The sequence below is a fragment of the Limnohabitans sp. T6-5 genome (genome assembly GCF_003063315.1).
GTDB lineage: Bacteria > Pseudomonadota > Gammaproteobacteria > Burkholderiales > Burkholderiaceae_C > Limnohabitans_A.
Map to the genome: position 1 here is coordinate 907,293 of NZ_NERV01000002.1, position 17,112 is coordinate 924,404.

The 17,112-nt window shown below is 54.1% G+C and carries 16 protein-coding genes and 1 riboswitch; of the genes, 7 read left to right on the top strand and 9 right to left on the bottom strand.

Annotated features, from left to right (window positions below; translation table 11 throughout):
- Positions 1 to 6: 6 nt before the first annotated feature.
- The 3 genes from pstA to pstS form a co-directional block, all read right to left on the bottom strand.
- A complete protein-coding gene (pstA, locus tag B9Z51_RS10060) occupies positions 7 to 855 on the bottom strand; it encodes a phosphate ABC transporter permease PstA (protein WP_108374170.1) in 849 nt (282 codons plus the stop codon).
- A gap of 22 nt (positions 856 to 877) precedes the next feature.
- Positions 878 to 1,855, bottom strand: a complete 978-nt coding sequence (gene pstC / locus B9Z51_RS10065) for a phosphate ABC transporter permease subunit PstC (RefSeq protein WP_369959064.1) — start codon at positions 1,853 to 1,855, stop codon at positions 878 to 880.
- A gap of 121 nt (positions 1,856 to 1,976) precedes the next feature.
- Complete coding sequence (gene pstS, locus B9Z51_RS10070; protein WP_108374174.1) at positions 1,977 to 2,993, bottom strand: phosphate ABC transporter substrate-binding protein PstS; 1,017 nt, start codon at positions 2,991 to 2,993, stop codon at positions 1,977 to 1,979.
- Positions 2,994 to 3,232: 239 nt separating this feature from the next.
- Here pstS and B9Z51_RS10075 point away from each other — a divergent pair, with 239 nt between their 5' ends.
- From B9Z51_RS10075 to B9Z51_RS10085, 3 genes are all read left to right on the top strand, one after another.
- Positions 3,233 to 4,513 (top strand): MgtC/SapB family protein, encoded by a 1,281-nt coding sequence (locus B9Z51_RS10075; RefSeq protein WP_158272864.1) that lies wholly within the window; start codon positions 3,233 to 3,235, stop codon positions 4,511 to 4,513.
- Between the two features lie 9 nt (positions 4,514 to 4,522).
- Complete coding sequence (locus tag B9Z51_RS10080) at positions 4,523 to 5,344, top strand: PPK2 family polyphosphate kinase (RefSeq protein ID WP_108374178.1); 822 nt, start codon at positions 4,523 to 4,525, stop codon at positions 5,342 to 5,344.
- Positions 5,345 to 5,431: 87 nt separating this feature from the next.
- On the top strand, positions 5,432 to 6,244 hold the full coding sequence (locus tag B9Z51_RS10085; RefSeq protein WP_158272865.1) for a CHAD domain-containing protein: 813 nt from the start codon (positions 5,432 to 5,434) through the stop codon (positions 6,242 to 6,244).
- 57 nt (positions 6,245 to 6,301) lie between these two features.
- Here B9Z51_RS10085 and B9Z51_RS10090 read toward each other — a convergent pair whose 3' ends face one another.
- A complete protein-coding gene (locus tag B9Z51_RS10090; protein ID WP_108374939.1) occupies positions 6,302 to 7,252 on the bottom strand; it encodes a cation diffusion facilitator family transporter in 951 nt (316 codons plus the stop codon).
- A gap of 533 nt (positions 7,253 to 7,785) precedes the next feature.
- Positions 7,786 to 7,990, top strand: a riboswitch (cobalamin riboswitch).
- Between the two features lie 151 nt (positions 7,991 to 8,141).
- Here B9Z51_RS10090 and B9Z51_RS10095 point away from each other — a divergent pair.
- From B9Z51_RS10095 to B9Z51_RS18245, 4 genes are all read left to right on the top strand, one after another.
- Complete coding sequence (locus B9Z51_RS10095; RefSeq protein WP_233254901.1) at positions 8,142 to 8,924, top strand: acyl-CoA thioesterase; 783 nt, start codon at positions 8,142 to 8,144, stop codon at positions 8,922 to 8,924.
- Positions 8,925 to 9,012: 88 nt separating this feature from the next.
- Complete coding sequence (locus B9Z51_RS19080) at positions 9,013 to 9,390, top strand: GNAT family N-acetyltransferase (RefSeq protein WP_369959067.1); 378 nt, start codon at positions 9,013 to 9,015, stop codon at positions 9,388 to 9,390.
- A gap of 114 nt (positions 9,391 to 9,504) precedes the next feature.
- The gene (locus tag B9Z51_RS10100) at positions 9,505 to 11,001 is read left to right on the top strand and encodes a Ppx/GppA phosphatase family protein (RefSeq protein WP_108374184.1); all 1,497 of its coding nucleotides are present in this window, start codon (positions 9,505 to 9,507) and stop codon (positions 10,999 to 11,001) included.
- A gap of 63 nt (positions 11,002 to 11,064) precedes the next feature.
- Complete coding sequence (locus B9Z51_RS18245) at positions 11,065 to 11,607, top strand: hypothetical protein (RefSeq protein ID WP_146187738.1); 543 nt, start codon at positions 11,065 to 11,067, stop codon at positions 11,605 to 11,607.
- Positions 11,608 to 11,622: 15 nt separating this feature from the next.
- Here B9Z51_RS18245 and B9Z51_RS10110 read toward each other — a convergent pair whose 3' ends face one another.
- The 5 genes from B9Z51_RS10110 to B9Z51_RS10130 all read right to left on the bottom strand — a co-directional run bounded on the left by B9Z51_RS10110 (position 11,623) and on the right by B9Z51_RS10130 (position 17,057).
- Positions 11,623 to 12,087, bottom strand: a complete 465-nt coding sequence (locus B9Z51_RS10110; protein WP_108374188.1) for a histidine phosphatase family protein — start codon at positions 12,085 to 12,087, stop codon at positions 11,623 to 11,625.
- Positions 12,088 to 12,094: 7 nt separating this feature from the next.
- On the bottom strand, positions 12,095 to 14,179 hold the full coding sequence (ppk1, locus tag B9Z51_RS10115) for a polyphosphate kinase 1 (protein WP_108374190.1): 2,085 nt from the start codon (positions 14,177 to 14,179) through the stop codon (positions 12,095 to 12,097).
- Positions 14,180 to 14,227: 48 nt separating this feature from the next.
- Positions 14,228 to 15,298, bottom strand: a complete 1,071-nt coding sequence (locus B9Z51_RS10120; RefSeq protein WP_108374192.1) for a glycosyltransferase family 1 protein — start codon at positions 15,296 to 15,298, stop codon at positions 14,228 to 14,230.
- Positions 15,295 to 16,131, bottom strand: coding sequence for a UDP-2,3-diacylglucosamine diphosphatase (locus B9Z51_RS10125; RefSeq protein WP_233254944.1), 837 nt, complete (start codon positions 16,129 to 16,131; stop codon positions 15,295 to 15,297). The genes B9Z51_RS10120 and B9Z51_RS10125 overlap by 4 nt, the downstream gene beginning before the upstream one ends.
- 83 nt (positions 16,132 to 16,214) lie before the next feature.
- Positions 16,215 to 17,057 carry a GNAT family N-acetyltransferase gene (locus B9Z51_RS10130; RefSeq protein ID WP_108374194.1) on the bottom strand — a complete coding sequence of 281 codons (843 nt, stop codon included), beginning with the start codon at positions 17,055 to 17,057 and terminating at the stop codon, positions 16,215 to 16,217.
- Positions 17,058 to 17,112: the final 55 nt, after the last annotated feature.

The window sequence follows — 17,112 nt, forward strand, 5'->3', positions numbered from 1 at the left end:
AGAAAATCAGGAAAGCGCTTTGTCGCGGAAGAACACGCGAGCCAAAATATTCAAGACCAAAACTGTCAAGGTGATGAGCAACGCACCACCCCAAGCCAGGCGCACCCAGTTGTCATAAGGACTCATGGCGAATTGGAAAATCACCACCGGCAAATTGGCCATGGGTGCGTTCATGTTGGTGGAGAAAAACTGGTTGTTCAGCGCGGTGAACAACAGTGGCGCGGTCTCGCCACTGATGCGCGCCAGCGCCAGCAGCAAACCTGTCATCACGCCTGATTTGGCGGCACGCAGCGTGACAAAGGTGGCTACTTTCCAGCGGGGTGCGCCCAAGGCAAACGCGGCTTCACGCAAGCTGCCAGGCACCAGGCGCAGCATGTTCTCAGTGGTGCGAACCACCACTGGCACAGCGATCAGCGACAACGCCAAAGAACCCGCCCAGCCCGAAAAGTGATGAACTTGCGCCACCAGGATGGCATAGACAAAAAGACCTAGCACAATGGAGGGTGCCGACAACATGATGTCGGTCACAAAACGCGTCAGTTCAGCCGTCTTGCTCTGGTCGCCGTATTCGGCCAGGTAAACACCAGCAAAAATACCAATCGGGGTGCTGACAAATGCGGTAATCAAAACCATCATCAAGCTGCCCATAATCGCATTGGCCAAGCCGCCACCTTCAGAGCCAGGCGCAGGGGTGGACTGTGTGAACATGGCCCAGTCCAACGCAGCCAGGCCGTTCGAAAAAAGCACAAACAAAATCCACAACAAGACGAACAGCCCTAAGCCCATCGCCAGCATGGACAAGGTCAGCCCGATCCGGTTGGTCAACTGTCTGCGTTTATAAATTTTCAGATCCATTTAATTTCTCCGGTGCGGTGCATCAGGTTTTCGTGCCCTTGGCTTTTTCTGAGCGAATCAACATCAACTTGGCCACACTCAGCACAATGAAGGTGATCACAAACAGCAAGAAGCCCAACGCAAACAGGGTCGACAGGTGAAAGTCAGCAGCTTCGCCAAATTCATTGGCCAGGGTAGACGCAATCGTGGTGCCCGGTGAAAACAGTGATGCGCTCAGGCGCTGCGAATTGCCAATCACAAACGTCACCGCCATGGTTTCGCCCAATGCGCGACCCAGGCCCAGCATGACGCCACCGATCACGCCTTTTTGGGTGTAGGGCAAGACAATGCTGCGCACCACTTCCCAGGTGGTGCAGCCCAGGCCATAGGCCGACTCGCGCAAGATGGGGGGAACGATTTCAAACACATCGCGCATCACGGCGGCAATGAAAGGCAAGATCATGAAGGCCAGAACTATGCCTGCGGCCAAAATGCCTACCCCGTTCATCGCACCACCAAACAAGCGGCCGATAATGGGCATCTGACCCAGAGTGGACTGCAAGGCAGGCTGACCGTATTCGGCAAACAGCGGTGCAAAAATGAACAAACCAAACATGCCATAAATGATGGAGGGCACAGCGGCCAGCAATTCAATGGCAGTGCCCAACGGACGCCGTAAAGCAGTGGGGCAGGTTTCTGTCAGGAACAATGCAATGCCAAACGACAAGGGCACCGCGATCACCAAAGCAATCAGTGCACTGACCAAGGTGCCGAAAATGGCGATGGCGGCACCGAACTCGTCGTTGACAATGTCCCACTCCACACGCCAGATAAATTGAAAACCAAACTTGGACAAGGCTGGCCAGGCATTGATCAGCAGTGAAATGATGATGCCCATGAGGGCAAACAAAACCAGCAAGGAAAAGCCCAGCGTGATCTTGTGAAAAAAGAAATCCTGGATGCGCTGCCTTTTCACGACGGACAGCATATTGTGATCGGGCACTTGGCTGGCCTGCTCCATCGAGCCCATGGTTATTCCTTGTGACAACGGCATAGTGGGTAACACTCTTTTTAACAAAAACCTCTCGCCTTGAAGGGCGAGAGGTCAGGAAGTCGTGATTTCAGACGACCTCCATTTCTTTTTATTTGATTTCAGACCAGACTTTGGCGCGGATCTGGCTGGTGAGGGCATCTGGCAACGGCACATAGTCCAGGTCAGAGGCCAATTTTTTGCCGTTCTTGAAAGACCACTCAAAGAACTTCAGCACTTCGTCAGAAGCAGCTTTGTCTGTGGGCTTCTTGTACATCAGGATGAACGACGCGGTGCTGATGGGCCAGCTGTCATTGCCCTTGGCGTTGACCATGGACACCCCCATGCCGGGCACGCTGAACCAGTCGGCGCCAGCAGCGGCAGCGGCAAAAGTCAGATCGTCAGGGCTCACGTACTTGCCTGCAGCGTTTTGCACTTGCAGGTAAGTCATGTTGTTTTTCTTGACATAGGCATATTCCACATAACCCACGGCACCTTTGACGCGGTTCACGTTGGCAGCGACGCCTTCGTTGCCCTTGCCGCCCACAGAAGAGTCAGCAGGCCATTTGACAGCAGCACCTTTACCCACTTTGTCTGCCCAGTCCTTGCTGACCGCGCTCAGGTAATCGGTGAAGTTGAACGTGGTGCCTGAACCGTCAGCGCGGTGCACCACGGTGATGGCCTGGTCAGGCAGTTTTTTTCCAGGGTTCAGCGCGGCCAGTTTGGCATCACTCCACTTGGTGATGGTGCCCAGATAGATGTCAGCCAGCACAGGGCCGGTGATGCGCAATTCACCCGGCTTGAACCCTTCGAGGTTCAGCACAGGCACCGTGCCGCCCACAATGGCGGGAAACTGGACCATGCCGTCCTTGTCCAGATCAGCACCCGAAACCGGCGCATCAGATGCACCGAAGGTCACGGTCTTGGCCCGAATTTGCTTCAAACCACCGGAAGAACCGATGGACTGGTAATTCAGGCCCGTGCCCGTGGCTGCTTTGTAGGCCTCTGCCCATTTAGCATAGATGGGATATGGGAATGTGGCGCCAGCGCCGGTGATGTCAGCCGCCCATGTGGTGGCAGCAACAACACTCAGGCCAATGGCTCCGATGACCGATTTGATTTTCAACATGTCAACTCCTGGTTCAAATTCACGAGGTATTCAGGCTCTCCGAGAGCCCATGCTTGGGTGGGGAACTGATTTGAATGTATGACCTAATTGTGACAATATTGTGTCAATCTGCTTTCGACGGTGTGATGAGACACACAAATGTTCTATCAACTTGTTTTTTTGTTGGCGCAAATCAAACCCAGAAAGGTTCCATCCCCTACATTGATGCCTTAGCCATTCCAATCATTGCGCCAAAGCACATGCTCACTTCTATAGATTCGCTCGTGCTTTTCAAGCTGTCCGTGGCATTGGGCATTGGATTGCTGGTTGGTGCAGAGCGAGAGCGGCGCAAAGGCGATGGCCCCCACCGCCGTGCTGCGGGCATTCGGACTTTTGCCATTTCAGCCCTGTGCGGTTTCGTGGCACAAAGCATCGACTCGACCTATTTGCTCAGTGCCATGCTGCTGGTTCTGGGGGGTCTGACTCTGGTGTCATACCAGCATTCGAGCAGCCACGACCCGGGTTTAACCTCTGAATCAGCCATCTTGCTGACCTGCATGCTGGGCGCACTGTCAGTGCCGTCGCCCGGCCTGGCGGCCATTCTTGGCATTGTGCTGACCGCATTGCTGGCGTCGCGCGAACGCATGCACCAATTCGTACGCCAGGTCATCACTGAACAAGAGTTGGAAGACGTGATTGTCTTTTTGGCGGCCGCCATGATTTTGTTGCCACTGGCCCCGAACCGATTCATGGGCCCCTTTCAGGCCATCAACTGGCATGAACTGGCGCAATTTGTAGTTTTAGCCATGAGCATCAGCGCCGCAGGCTATATGGCCAAACGCATCATGGGGCAGCGCAGCGGCATGGCGCTGACAGGGTTTGCGGGCGGCTTTGTGTCCAGCACCGCCACCATATTGAGCATGGGTCAGACAGCGCAAAAATCTCCAGCCTTGACCCATGCAGCTGCTGTGGGCGCAGTGCTGTCAACTGTCTCCACCATGGTCCAGTTGGGCTTGCTCATCTCGGTGATGCTGCCACCGTTGTTGCCTTACATGCTTTTGCCAATTGGCTTGGGCATCACGACGGCCAGTCTTTATGCCTGGTGGATCGCCAGGCGGAAAACCAGTGGCACACCACAGGATGACTTGCCCATCAAGGGTCACGCCTTTGACCACAAAACCACCTTGGTGATGACCGGAGTCGTTTTGTCCGTCACACTGTTAATCGCTGCACTACAGAAATGGTTGGGGGCCATGGGCATGATGATTGGCGCATTCGTGTCGGGCTTTGCAGACGCCCATTCCAGCGTCGCATCCATGAGCAGTCTGGTGCATCAAGGCCATGCGTCGCTGGATCAAGCACAGTGGGGAATTTTGTTGGCGGTCAGCAGCAACACCCTGAGCAAAGCGGCCGTAGCAATGGCTGCAGGTGGCCGCGTTTTCGCAACCTGGGTGCTGCCGGGTCTGTGTCTGGTGACGGCTGCCGTCTGGTTGGGCACCCTCGTTTCGCCGTGGCTAGGGCTCAGCGTTCTTTTCTTATGAAAGCTTGGCATGAACACCCTTGATTTGCACGCCTGTCGAGTCAAGCCCGACACTGTCATGGATTTTTCTGCTTATTCGACCACACCACCTGATGCACTCACGCAAGAAGACATTACGCACTGGCCTGAGCTGCTGCACGATTTGGCAGAACAGCTCAACCGGCTGCAAACCATCTTGCACGCGGGTCAAAGTCGTGGCTTGCTCCTGGTCTTGCAAGGCATGGACACAGCCGGTAAAGATGGTTGTATTCGCAGCGTGTTCACCCACGTCAGTCCCTTGGGCGTAAGAGCCGAAGCCTTTGGTGTGCCGCATGAACTGGAGCAACGCCACGACTTCTTGTGGCGTGTACACGCCAAAACGCCCGCGCTGGGTGAGATGGTCATCTTCAATCGCAGCCATTACGAAGATGTTCTGGTGCCCGTTGTGCATGGAGACATCAGCGAAGAAGACTGCACAAAACGACTCGATCACATCCGGCACTTTGAAAGCCTGTTGCACGATGCCGGTGTTGCCATCGTGAAATGTTATCTGCACATCTCCAAACAAGAGCAGAAAAAACGCCTGCAAGTTCGCATGGATGACCCCTTGAAACACTGGAAAGTGCAAGCGTCTGATTTCGAAGACAGGAAAAACTGGCATGCCTTCATGCACGCCTATGAACATGCGCTGCAAGCGACCAGCACAGAACATGCGCCTTGGTATGTGGTGCCCGCCGACTCCAAGGCCTACAGGGACTTGTTTGTCTCGGAACTTCTGGTGCACACCCTGGAGTCCATGAAACTGGTCATGCCGCAACCCAAATTAAAACTCTCGGATTACACCTTGCGCTGATCGGCTATGCCCACAAAAGACAGCACGACTTCCGCACACTTTGCACGCACCGTCACCCGTGTGCGTGGACAAAGTGTCGAACACATCATGGCAGCCATATTGTTGGAAAACTTCATGCACATGGCGCTTAATGAATGCGCTTTGGGAACCCGTCACGACACAGAAATCACGCACCAGGCACGCATCGGCTGGAGGCGACTTCAAAGCAGTCTGAGATTTTTCAAACCACTGCTGAAGGATTTTCCTCCGGCCCCCATGGCTGAACTGAAGCCATTGATTCAGACCACTGATCAGTTGAGGAACCTGGATGTGGCACTGGACGATACCTTGCCAACATGGTGGGCAGCGCTGCCTGCAGATCCTGCCATGGCCCCAGCAGACTGGACGGACATGATCCGGGCATTGCAAGACGCACGCACGAAAGCCCTGCATGCCGTCAAGACAAAGGCGCATGATCCCGAAACCACACGCATGCTGCTGAACATGGTTCATTGGATTGCCCAACTTTCAACGCAGTCGCACCCCAAACACCTTGCATTGGACCGAAAGAAGTTCTCGCAATGGCTTTTCAAGCGCCTGCAAAGCTGGCACAAGAAACTCAAAATCGGCGCGGATTCCAGCGATTTGGCGCGCCAGCACCGATTACGCATTTTGGCCAAACAACAACGCTATGCGATTGAAAACCTCCAGGCCAGGGTTCCACGCACATCGGCGCAACGGTTTCACGAGCGCGCACAAAAATTGCAAGTCGATCTGGGGGTGCAGCGTGATCAATACATCGCCCTGGAACTGATCACACAGCTGAACCGATACCCAGGCATGGTGGCGCTGCTTCAAAAACAATTCCTGGGTCCACAAGCGCACACGGCTCAGCCTGCAATAGGTAAACCCCTGAAGTAGTCAAGGGCAGATGTCCTGATCAAGGGCTTGGGGTGTATGCACACATCTGTCCGCAAATCAACCGCGTTGAACCCGTTCGTGGTCCAGATCCGGTTTTTTCCAGGGGTCCAAGTGCGTCATCAGACTCAACACACGATGCCGTTGCATGACCCGGTTGCGGGCATCGACGGTGATGTCATGTCCTGCTTCGACCGTTTGCAGCGCGTCCACTTCAATGTGCGCATCGACCACAATCATGTCGCCCATCTTGCGCGTGCGCACATCGTGCACGCCACGCACACCCGGGGTACTGAGCAGGGTGTCCTGTATGGCCTGTACCTCGGCCTCGTCAACCGAGCGATCCATCAGATCGTGCAAAGCATCCCAGGTAAAGCTCCAGCCCATGCGGGTCACCATCAGGCCCACGACCAATGCAGCAATCGGGTCAAGAATCGGATAGCCCAACAAATTCCCCACGATGCCTACCCCGACCACCAATGAAGATGCCGCGTCAGAGCGCGCATGCCAGGCATTGGCCACCAGCATGCTGGATTTGACCTGTTTGGCAACGGACAGCATGTAACGAAACAGGAGCTCCTTGGACACCAGGGCGGCTCCAGCCACCCACAAAGCCGTCACATGCACTTTTTCCACATTGTGTGGCGACTGCAATTTGACAAATGCCGACCACAACATGCCCACCCCGACAGCCAACAACAACAACCCGAGCACCATAGAGGCAGCCGTTTCAAATCGGTGGTGCCCGTAGGGATGTTTTTCGTCTGCATCTTTCTGGCTGTGGTGACCTGCAATCAGCACCACAAAATCCGCCACCAGATCAGACAGGGAGTGAATGCCATCAGCAATCAGGGCCTGTGATTTCGAAAAAATGCCCACGCCCACCTGAAAACTGCACAACAGCACATTGATGCCGACACTCACCCAAGTGCTGCGGTTTGCCGCAGTCTGACGCTGCTGCAATGTGTAGGAACTGTCCTCGGTATCGTCTGCGAGATCTGTAAAATTCATAAAAAATTCTTTGCCAAGGCTGACCACGGCCAATCGAAATATCAGGGCATCGTAATACACAAAGCAGTGGAGGTCATGACATGCAATGACCCTTTAGGAATATCTGCCAGCGCCGGTGGATTCAGTCCCAAACTGTCAACCCAATATGACCCTACAACGGGTTGCCGAAATTGGAATCGGCAGTGCTGAATAAGTGTACCAATAGCCAATTCAGAACGCAGCGTTACTGCTCGTATGCGGATTGGCTGTATGTAACTTGTTTCATTGACCTGTAAAGCCGCATGGTAGTGGACTGGGATGCGATTGCTCGTCGCTGTAGCTTTGAACCGACTCACTTGCCATTTTCCTAGCGTTGGCCAGATCGCCAATCATTGCTGCAATTGCTTGCACCTCAAGAGGCCGTGGCCCTTCTGTGCCAGCGCATTTAGGCAGCAGTCATAACCATCTGTCATCGAAAAGATCAACTCCCGCGCTGGAGTACATGGTCGCAGCAGCACACAAGTTACGAGCACAAGTAACTGTGGCTGCTTGATATACTGATAAAGCCTCGCGGTTTCTTGCTCGACAGCAGGAATGAAAAGGGAACGACAGAAGGATTGAAATTCAATCCAAACTGTGGCTGCCCCCGCAACTGTGATCGGCGAGTTCGATGTCCACTGCCACTGGCTTGATGCTGGGAAGGCTGCATTGAATGATGACCCGAGAGCCAGGAGACCTGCCACGGGGCGATGTGATGATGCATGAGGCGGGGTGTCCTCGAGCAAGATCGCCGTCTCGTGGTTCACTTGCACGCTTTGCGCCGCGCTTTGAGTGGCTTTGCGTACGCTTCTGTCTCCCGCGTGCTTCGACTTGTCTCGTTTTCCCCATCTCTCTTGAGTCGGAGAAACGAATGACTATTGCAATTTTTCAACCATCCGTATCAGAAGGTCCCCCATACCCACCGATGGTAGTGGTCGATATGGTTTGGCCAGATCAGTCCAATCACCATGGCACGCTGTTTGGCGGAGCAGCCCTTTCCATGCTGGATCGGATGGCTTTCATCATGGGCAGCAAGGTATTGCGCGGCTCCGTGGTCACCGCTGCAGTTAGCCGATTAGATTTTGCAGCACCCGCACCAGCGGGTCATTTAGTTGAATGCCGCGCTCAAGTGCTCAAGCGCGGACGACGATCTGTCACGGTAGACACCCAGTTGGTGGCAGAAGACCTGCTCAGTGGTGAGCGTAGCCTTTGCCTTTCTGGTGAATTTGTCATGGTACGTCAAGCGGATGATGGCTTAGAAATTCATAAAACTGCACTGAACGTGACCTCGGACCCGCAAACCAAACCTGCAATCTCGCAAGCCATCACCCGCATCGCAGAAATTATTTTTCCAGGACATGTCAATCACCGAGGCGTGTTGCATGGAGGCCCTGCAATGTCTTGGATGGCCAAGGCGGGTTTCGTGGCCGCTACGCGACATGTTCGCCGTACCGTGGTCATGGCTGGTAGCGAGAAGTTGAGTTTTACTGCGCCTGCCAGAGTAGGTGACATAGTGACAGTAGAAGGGCTTGTCATTGAAACAGGGCGTCGCTCGATTCGAGTGCAAGTAGACATGTGGGCTGAATCTCCACTCAATGGTGAACGATGGCTTTGCACCTCAACGGAGCTCATTTATGTTTCCATCGATGCTTGAAATTTCACCCTTGCGGCCGGTGCATCGAGGAGCATTGGGTCTACATTTACTGTCCCTGTCTCCAGACGATAGATACGACCGCTTTGGCATGTCGATAAAAGACGAAGCCCTGCTATCTTGGGTCGCGGACATCGATTGGCAAACTCAGCGATGGTGGGGCGCCTGGTTGCCAAATGATCTTGGGTTAATAGGCGCTTTGCAACTGAGTCCAAGTCGACAATCGGGCCAGTGGGAATTGGCAATGACAGTGAGTGCCCCTATACGTCGCCGTGGCGTTGGAGCCGTCTTACTTTCTACCGCCGTTGAACAGACACCAGAAGTAGAGTGTCTGGTCTGTCATCATGGGCATATCGCCGTCATTGCTATGACCAAAAAACTCGGGTACAAATTAACGATGCCATCAAAGTTGCTCCACTTGCAGGTTCGGAACGAACTCGGAGTTATGAGGATGACACATTCACACTAGAACAATACGGTCATAGAAAAACGCCGACTCATCAAACTTCTCCAATTGTCATTAAATTTTCAAACACCGGTCACATAATTTCATTGGCCCCCATTCTTTTCCAATCACTACTCAATGCATCCCCACACCCTTTTTGCGGCCATTGACCTCGGCTCTAACAGCTTCCGACTGGAAATTGGTCATTTGGATGCGGGTCATTTGCGACGTGTGGAATACATCAAAGAAACCGTGCGTCAAGGCAACGGGCTCGATGATGAGCGCAACTTGACCGTAGAAGCGATGCAACGCGGATGGGATTGTCTGGCGAGATTTGGAGAAAGAATTTGCGGATTCAAAGCCCGCCAGGTTCGTGCCGTGGCCACGCAAACGCTGCGTGAGGCACGCAACCGCGAGGTATTTTTGGAAAAAGCCAAAGCGATTCTGGGCTTTCCAATTGAAGTGATTACAGGACGGGAAGAAGCCCGACTGATTTATCTGGGTGTCTCACACTTGCTGCCGCAATCAGACGAGCGCCGCTTGGTGATCGACATTGGCGGCAGGTCGACAGAGCTGATCCTCGGCCAGCACGCAGAAGCCAAGGCACTCGAGTCCTACCGCGTCGGCAGTGTGGGCTGGTCCATGAAATATTTCGCCGACGGTCTTTGGACCAACGCATCATTCAAAGCCGCTGAAATTGCCGCCAAAGCTGTATTGGATGAAGCACAAACCATCTATACCCGAGACAGTTGGGACACATGTTATGGCTCATCGGGCACCGTGGGTGCGGTGGCCGATGTGCTGACATTGGCGGGGTGGCCACCAGGCATCGTCAACCGCGAAGGACTCGACTGGCTCAAGGACAAATTGCTCAAAGCGCAAAAATCAGACAACTTGCGCATTGAAGGCGTCAAAGAAGATCGCAAGCCAGTCATTGGTGGTGGTCTCGCTGTCTTGAGAGCCCTGTTTGACCTTCTGCAAATCAACCAAATGTTCGCCGCGCAAGGCGCCCTTCGCCATGGCGCCTTGTACGATCTGCTGGACAGGGAAAGTCCGCAAACCGATGTGCGCTCCAACATGATCGAGTGGCTTACCCACAGATTTGGAGTAGACATGGCCCAAGCTGAGCGCGTCTCACATACAGCACAATGCCTTTTGTCACCACTGATACAAAGCACAGATAAGGACTACACCGAACGGCATTTGAGAAAAGTCCATTGGGCATCTCATTTACATGAAGTCGGCATGCACATTGCGCACAGTGATTACTACAAGCACGGCGCCTATATTCTGGACAACACCGATCTTCCGGGCTTCACCATTGATGAGCTGCACCGTCTGAGCCAGTTGGTCCTCGGGCATCGTGGCAAACTGCGAAAACTCGAGGCTGAACTGCACAATCCTTTGTTCGTTCAGCAACTGATGGCGCTGCGTCTGGCAGTGATCTTTTGTCATGCTCGCCGAGACCCCGACATCAGCAGTGTGCAGCTGCGTTGCGATGTGATGCGCCGCAACGCGCGATTAAGCTTCCAAAGCACCTGGACAGAACAATGGCCGCAATCAGCGCACCTGCTGCGAGAAGAGGCCGAAGCCTGGCAAAAAATCGGCTGGAATTTGCATATGGAAGTCCTCTAAAAACGGTATTGAACAGCCTGAGTTAACAGCCCAAACTGGATGCACCGTTAAAAAGAGGACCCCATGACCACATCCAACAACAAAACAACCAACACTGCATTGACAAAACCCGAAACAAACCCAGTGGCATCCGCTGATTTGTCCAACGCCTTGGCCACCAAAGCAGCAGTACCTGCCAATGCACAGAAAACGTCCAAGCCCAGCAGAAAAAGTACCGCAAAATCTCCTGCATCCAAGACCCGCGTGAAAACAGCAACGACACCTGGGGCCGCCAAGAAAGCTCAAGCCACTCAAAAATCCCCATCTACAAAAGTTGCACGGCCTGCCACAAAAACAGTCCCAAGCGAAAACGCCCCCCCCAGCAAAGTCAAAGCCGGGAAAGAAAAGAAAATAAAAATCGTGCGCGACAACTTCACCCTTCCGAAGACAGAACTTGCACAATTGGCCGATATGAAAAAACGTGCCCTGACATTGGGCATGGTCAGCAAGAAAAGTGAGCTCATCCGAGCGGGTCTGCAACTGCTGTCCGGATCGCCAGACCTGGCCTTCAAAAAGGCATTGACAGACGTGCCCACCATCAAAACGGGGCGTAACAGAAAAGGCTGAATGCAAGAAGCTGCATCAAAGTCTGTCGGGCACCGTGACCGACATGATCACCGTCTGCGGGGCATGTCCCTCGCGGTGACGACTGCGTAGCCACCAAATGGCACCTTTTCGAATGGGGCAAGGTCCATTCCCCATGTTCAAAAGACGAGAGGCCAAAAGCCCCAACGAAGGCTGATGGCCCACCAGAACCACCGCGTTTTTGGCATCGGGCCAGCCTGCTGCCTCCAGCAAATCATCCACATTCGCACCTGGCGAAAGGGCATCACGAATTTTGTATTTTCGCCCCAAAGCATGGACCGTTTGCTCAGCCCTCACGGCAGGGCTGCAGAGAATTCGGGCGCCTTCGGGCAACTGACGTTCCAACCATGCCGCCATGCGGCTGGCATGCTTTTGTCCTCGCGCCGTCAAAGCCCGCTCCAGATCATTTTGGCCAGTCTCCAAATCGAAGGCCTCCGCATGTCGCCATAAGATCAAGTCCATGTAGTGGTTACTCCTGTCTTGCTGCGCTGTAGCGGGCCATCAATGCGCTTTGCGCGCTGTGCCCGGGTGCATGAAGGCCCACCCGGTGGTAGCGCCCATCGGCCCCCAAATCCCATGCATCACGGCTGTCATGCAAATAAGCAAGAATGCATTCATCAATGATGCGCTGACGCAGCGCGGGATCGTTGACCGGCCATGCCAGTTCAACACGACGCATCATGTTGCGACTCATCCAGTCGGCACTGGACAAGTACAACGACTCGTCATGACCGGCACGGAAATAGAACACCCGTGAATGTTCCAGAAAACGACCGATCACCGAGCGCACACGGATGTTTTCGCTCACCCCCGGCAGCCCGGCAGGCAACATGCATGCTCCGCGAACAATCAGATCTATCTGTGCGCCCTGTTGCCCTGCGGTCAGTAAGGCCTCGATCATGGGCTCATCGGTCAACGCGTTCATTTTGATCACGATACGCCCCTCCAGGCCCGCGGCTGCGGCATCACCAGCGGCTTGAATCCGTGCAAGCATCTGAGCATGCAAATGGAATGGCGCAACCAGCAAACGCTTCATTCTGGGCAGCCGACTCTGGCTGGCCAAATGCAAAAACAAATGGTCCATGTCTGCCGTGATGTCTGCATCGCACGTCAAATAGCTTATATCGGTGTACAGACGTGCTGTCCGCGGGTTGTAATTGCCCGTCGACAAATGGCCATAACGGCGCAAGGTTTTGCCTTCCCGCCGCGTCACCAACAGCATCTTGGCGTGTGTCTTGAGTCCCACCACGCCGTAAACCACCTGGGCACCAATAGACTCCAGTTTCTCGGCCCAGTTGATGTTGGCTTCTTCATCAAATCGAGCTTTGAGCTCCACCACAGCCGTAACCTCCTTGCCTTGTCGCACGGCTTCTCGCAGCAAATCAATCATGACTGGATCATTGCCAGTGCGGTAAATGGTTTGCTTGATGGCCAACACTTGCGGGTCGAAAGCGGCTTCCCGCAAAAAAGCCAGGACACCATCAAAGCTTTCGAAGGGTTGGTGAATCACCACATCGCCCAAGCGCATCCGAGCCATCACCGAGCAGTGGCTGGACAGCTGCACTGGAAAACTGGCTTTGTAAGGGGGAAAGAGTAATTGCGGGGCCTTGACCAAATCGATCAGTTGCATCAACCGCACCAGATTCACCGGCCCGTTGACTCGAAACACTGACAGTGCAGGCAATTGGAATTCTTGGCGCAAGAATTCGGCCAACCGCAGCGAGCAGTCTGAGGACACTTCCAGGCGCACCGCCTGACCGTAATGTCTGTGGACCAGTCCTTGACGCAAAGCTGTTCGCAGATTGTCCACATCATCTTCATCGACCGCCAGATCCGAGTGGCGCGTCACCCTGAACTGAGAAAACTGACCGACTTCACGGCCAGGAAACAATTCGGCCAAATGTGCCCTTATCACACTGGATAACAGCACAAACGCCGTGGCACCGCCACTAATTTTCGATGGCAAGGGAATCAATCTGGGCAGAATACGCGGCACTTTGACGATAGCGATTTCATTGGCACGACCAAAGACGTCCTTGCCTGACAGCTGAACAATGAAATTCAAGGACTTGTTGGCCACTTGAGGGAACGGGTGTGCAGGATCGAGCCCGACCGGCACCAGCAGCGGCTGAACTTCTGTTTGAAAATAGTGGCGCACCCACCGCCGTTGCCCAGCATTACGCTCACCATGGGACAAGATCTGAATACCTTGACGCTCAAATGCGGGCAATAAATCATCGTTGTATAGCTTGTATTGACGCGCCACCATGGCATTGACTTGAGCGGTGATAGCTTCCAGGCTGAGTTGCGTATAGGGTCCGGCGGTCAAACCTTGCAGGGCGCCCATCACATGCGGCTCGGCCCTGACCTCGAAAAATTCGTCAATATTGGACGACACGATACACATGTAGCGCAATCTTTCCAGAACAGGAACCTCTGCACGGTGCGCCCAATCCAGCACCCGTTCGTTGAAAGACAGAATGCTCAGATCCCGATCCAGCAATACGGATTTTTCAGGAGATTTGTCGCTCACCGCGACCTTGGAACTCGACATATCACCACACTCTCATTGGAATCACAACGATCGTAAAAAATCAGCAACTCAATTTATTGACAGTTCAGTGAATGATTCCGTCAATTTATCGTCACTGCGACAAGGCACCAGATGCGCTGCAAACAATCGGGCCGTTTCAGGCCAATCAAAGGACATGGCGCGCCTGCGCGCTTCCACTCGTGGCACGCGGCTGGCCTGGGCAACAGCCAATGCCAAGTCCTCATTCAAAACGCCGCCCCAGACTTGGCCTGTGTCGGAGCCCAACACCTGCAAGGGGCCATCTACGGGGTAAGCGGCCACAGGCGTGCCGCAGGCCATGGACTCCAGCATTACCAAGCCAAAGGTTTCATTGCGTGACGGAAACACAAACACATCGGCCGCGGCATAAATTCGGGCCAACTGCTCGCGTGGCAAAACGCCCAACCACACCACACCCGGATATTTCTTGCGCAACGAAGCTTCCAATGGTCCCACTCCACACACTATGCGAGTGCCTGGAAGTTTCAAACTCAAAAATGCATCAATGTTTTTTTCGTACGAGACACGACCCACGAACAGGCTCAGGGGCCTGGGCAAGCCTGCGAACTCGGCACACGCCAATGGTTGCTCATGGTATTGAAACAACCGCAAATCAACTCCGTGTGTCCAGAGCTTGAGTTGAACAAATTTTCTAGACTGAAGCATATTCAGGACGCCTTGCGTTGGCACCATCACGCCCGAAGATGGACGGTGAAATCTGCGAAACAACGCATAACCCCACGACAAGGGAATCCGCAATGCGGCATGCAGTATCTCGGGAAATTTGGTGTGAAATGCTGTGGTGAAAGCCAGTCGGCGCCTCATGCAATACCCCCTCCCCGACCACCCCAAGGGTCCTTCAGTAGCTAAATGAATCGCATCGGGCTGCAAGGTATCAAGCATCTGCGCCAAAGCCTTGTCAGGATGCACGGCCAGATCTATGCCTTTGTAGCCCGGGCATGGCCGATTTTTGAAAAGCCCCGGATGGATCACCTGTACCTCAACCTCCAAGGGAGTCAATGCCTGGACCAGCTCCTGCAAGGTAATGACGACCCCATTGACTTGTGGATGCCACGCGTCAGTGATCAATGCCAACTTCATGCAGCGTGCTCCTTCATCAACTTTTCACGCACGGTCACCGCTGGGGACGATCTCCAATAGATGATTTCCAATCGGCCATCAGCATGCTCGACCAAAGCAGTTCGACTCTCGACCCAATCACCATCGTTGCAATACAGCACGCCGTTGACATCGCGAATTTCGGCATGGTGAATATGCCCACACACCACACCGTCATAACCTCGACGTTGCGCCTCTTGCGCCACGGCCACTTCAAAGTCGCTGATGAAATTGACTGCCTTTTTAACCTTCAATTTCAGGTATGCCGACAAGGACCAATAATCCAGTCCCAAGCGTACACGGGCACTGTTGAGGTGACGGTTGAATCGCAGTGTCAATTCATACAGCCAGTCACCCAAATACGCCAGCCATTTGGCGCACTGGATCACGCCATCAAAATAATCCCCATGAATCACCCACAGTTTTTGGCCTGTGAGCGTGGTGTGGCAGGTTTCATGAATCACCTCAATGCCACCAAATGCGTGACCGACAAAATGGCGCGCAAACTCATCGTGGTTGCCGGGCACATAAATCACGCGACAACCTTTGCGCGCTCGGCGCAACAGTTTTTGCAGCACATCGTTGTGACTTTGAGGCCAAAACCAGCGACGACGCAACTGCCAGCCGTCCACAATGTCGCCAACCAGGTACAAAGTGTCGCTGGGGTGGTGCTTCAAAAAATCCAGCAGAGCTTCTGCCTGAAATCCCGGCGTTCCGATGTGCAGGTCTGAAATGAATATCGCCCGAAAACGGGCACGCCCCTCAACCGCATCATCGTCCTCCAAGTGACTGGTTTCCTTGAACCCGTTCAGCATTTCTGCCGCGATAAATTCTTGACCGACACCTGCATGAGGCCCATCAAACAACATGGCTTTTTGCAAGGCAGCGAATGACATGTTCAAACCGATCCGGCGAAATGCTTGCGGTAACGTGCAGGCAAATCTGCCGTACGCATCATCATGGGCAGATCGGCCGTATTGAAGTCAGGATCCCAGGCCGGTGCGCCCAAGACCTTGGCGCCCAATCTCAAATACCCTTTGATCAGAGCAGGCGGCTCAATCATCAGCTGACCGTTGAGCTCTTCAACTGGCAGTGCCAAACGTGGACGCACATGGTATTGAATGGATGCCAGATGTGTTTCACGCAACTGATTCCAGATGCTGGCTGCCGCATCACCACTGACCACCCCGTTGTGCAACATCGGAATGCTGGCACAGCCGATCATCACGTCCAGACGGTTGCGCTCCATGAATTCAAACAACGCGCCCCACAAAGCCATGATCACCCCGCCCTGGCGGTGTTCGGCATGCACGCAGCTGCGACCCAGCTCCACCATGCGGTTGCGCATGTCGCGCAAGCGCGTCAAATCAAACTCGGTGTCACTGTACGTGCTGCCTGCGCGCTTGGCTTGCGCAGGGGTCAGCACTCGGTAGGTGCCCACCACACTGCCCGTGTGGGTGTCACGTACCAGCAGGTGCTCGCAATAATCGTCAAACAGATCAATGTCGTGGCCTGCGATTTTGGCGGACAAACGCGCGCCCATCTCGGTACCAAAAATGTCGAACCTCAGTCGCTGCGCTTCGCGCACTTCGTCTTGATGTTTTGCCCAAGTAACCTCAATAGCGCTTTTGGCGCGACAAGGCAGGAAATCAACAGCGGAGTTGGACTGCGCCGGATGAAGCGACCCCCTGGGCAAACTGAGTGGGGACAGTGCAAACGTGGGGTTGGGTAACTCTCTCATGGCATCTTCTCCTTGGTGATCCTGTCTGGATCATCGAAGGAGGGGATGACATCAA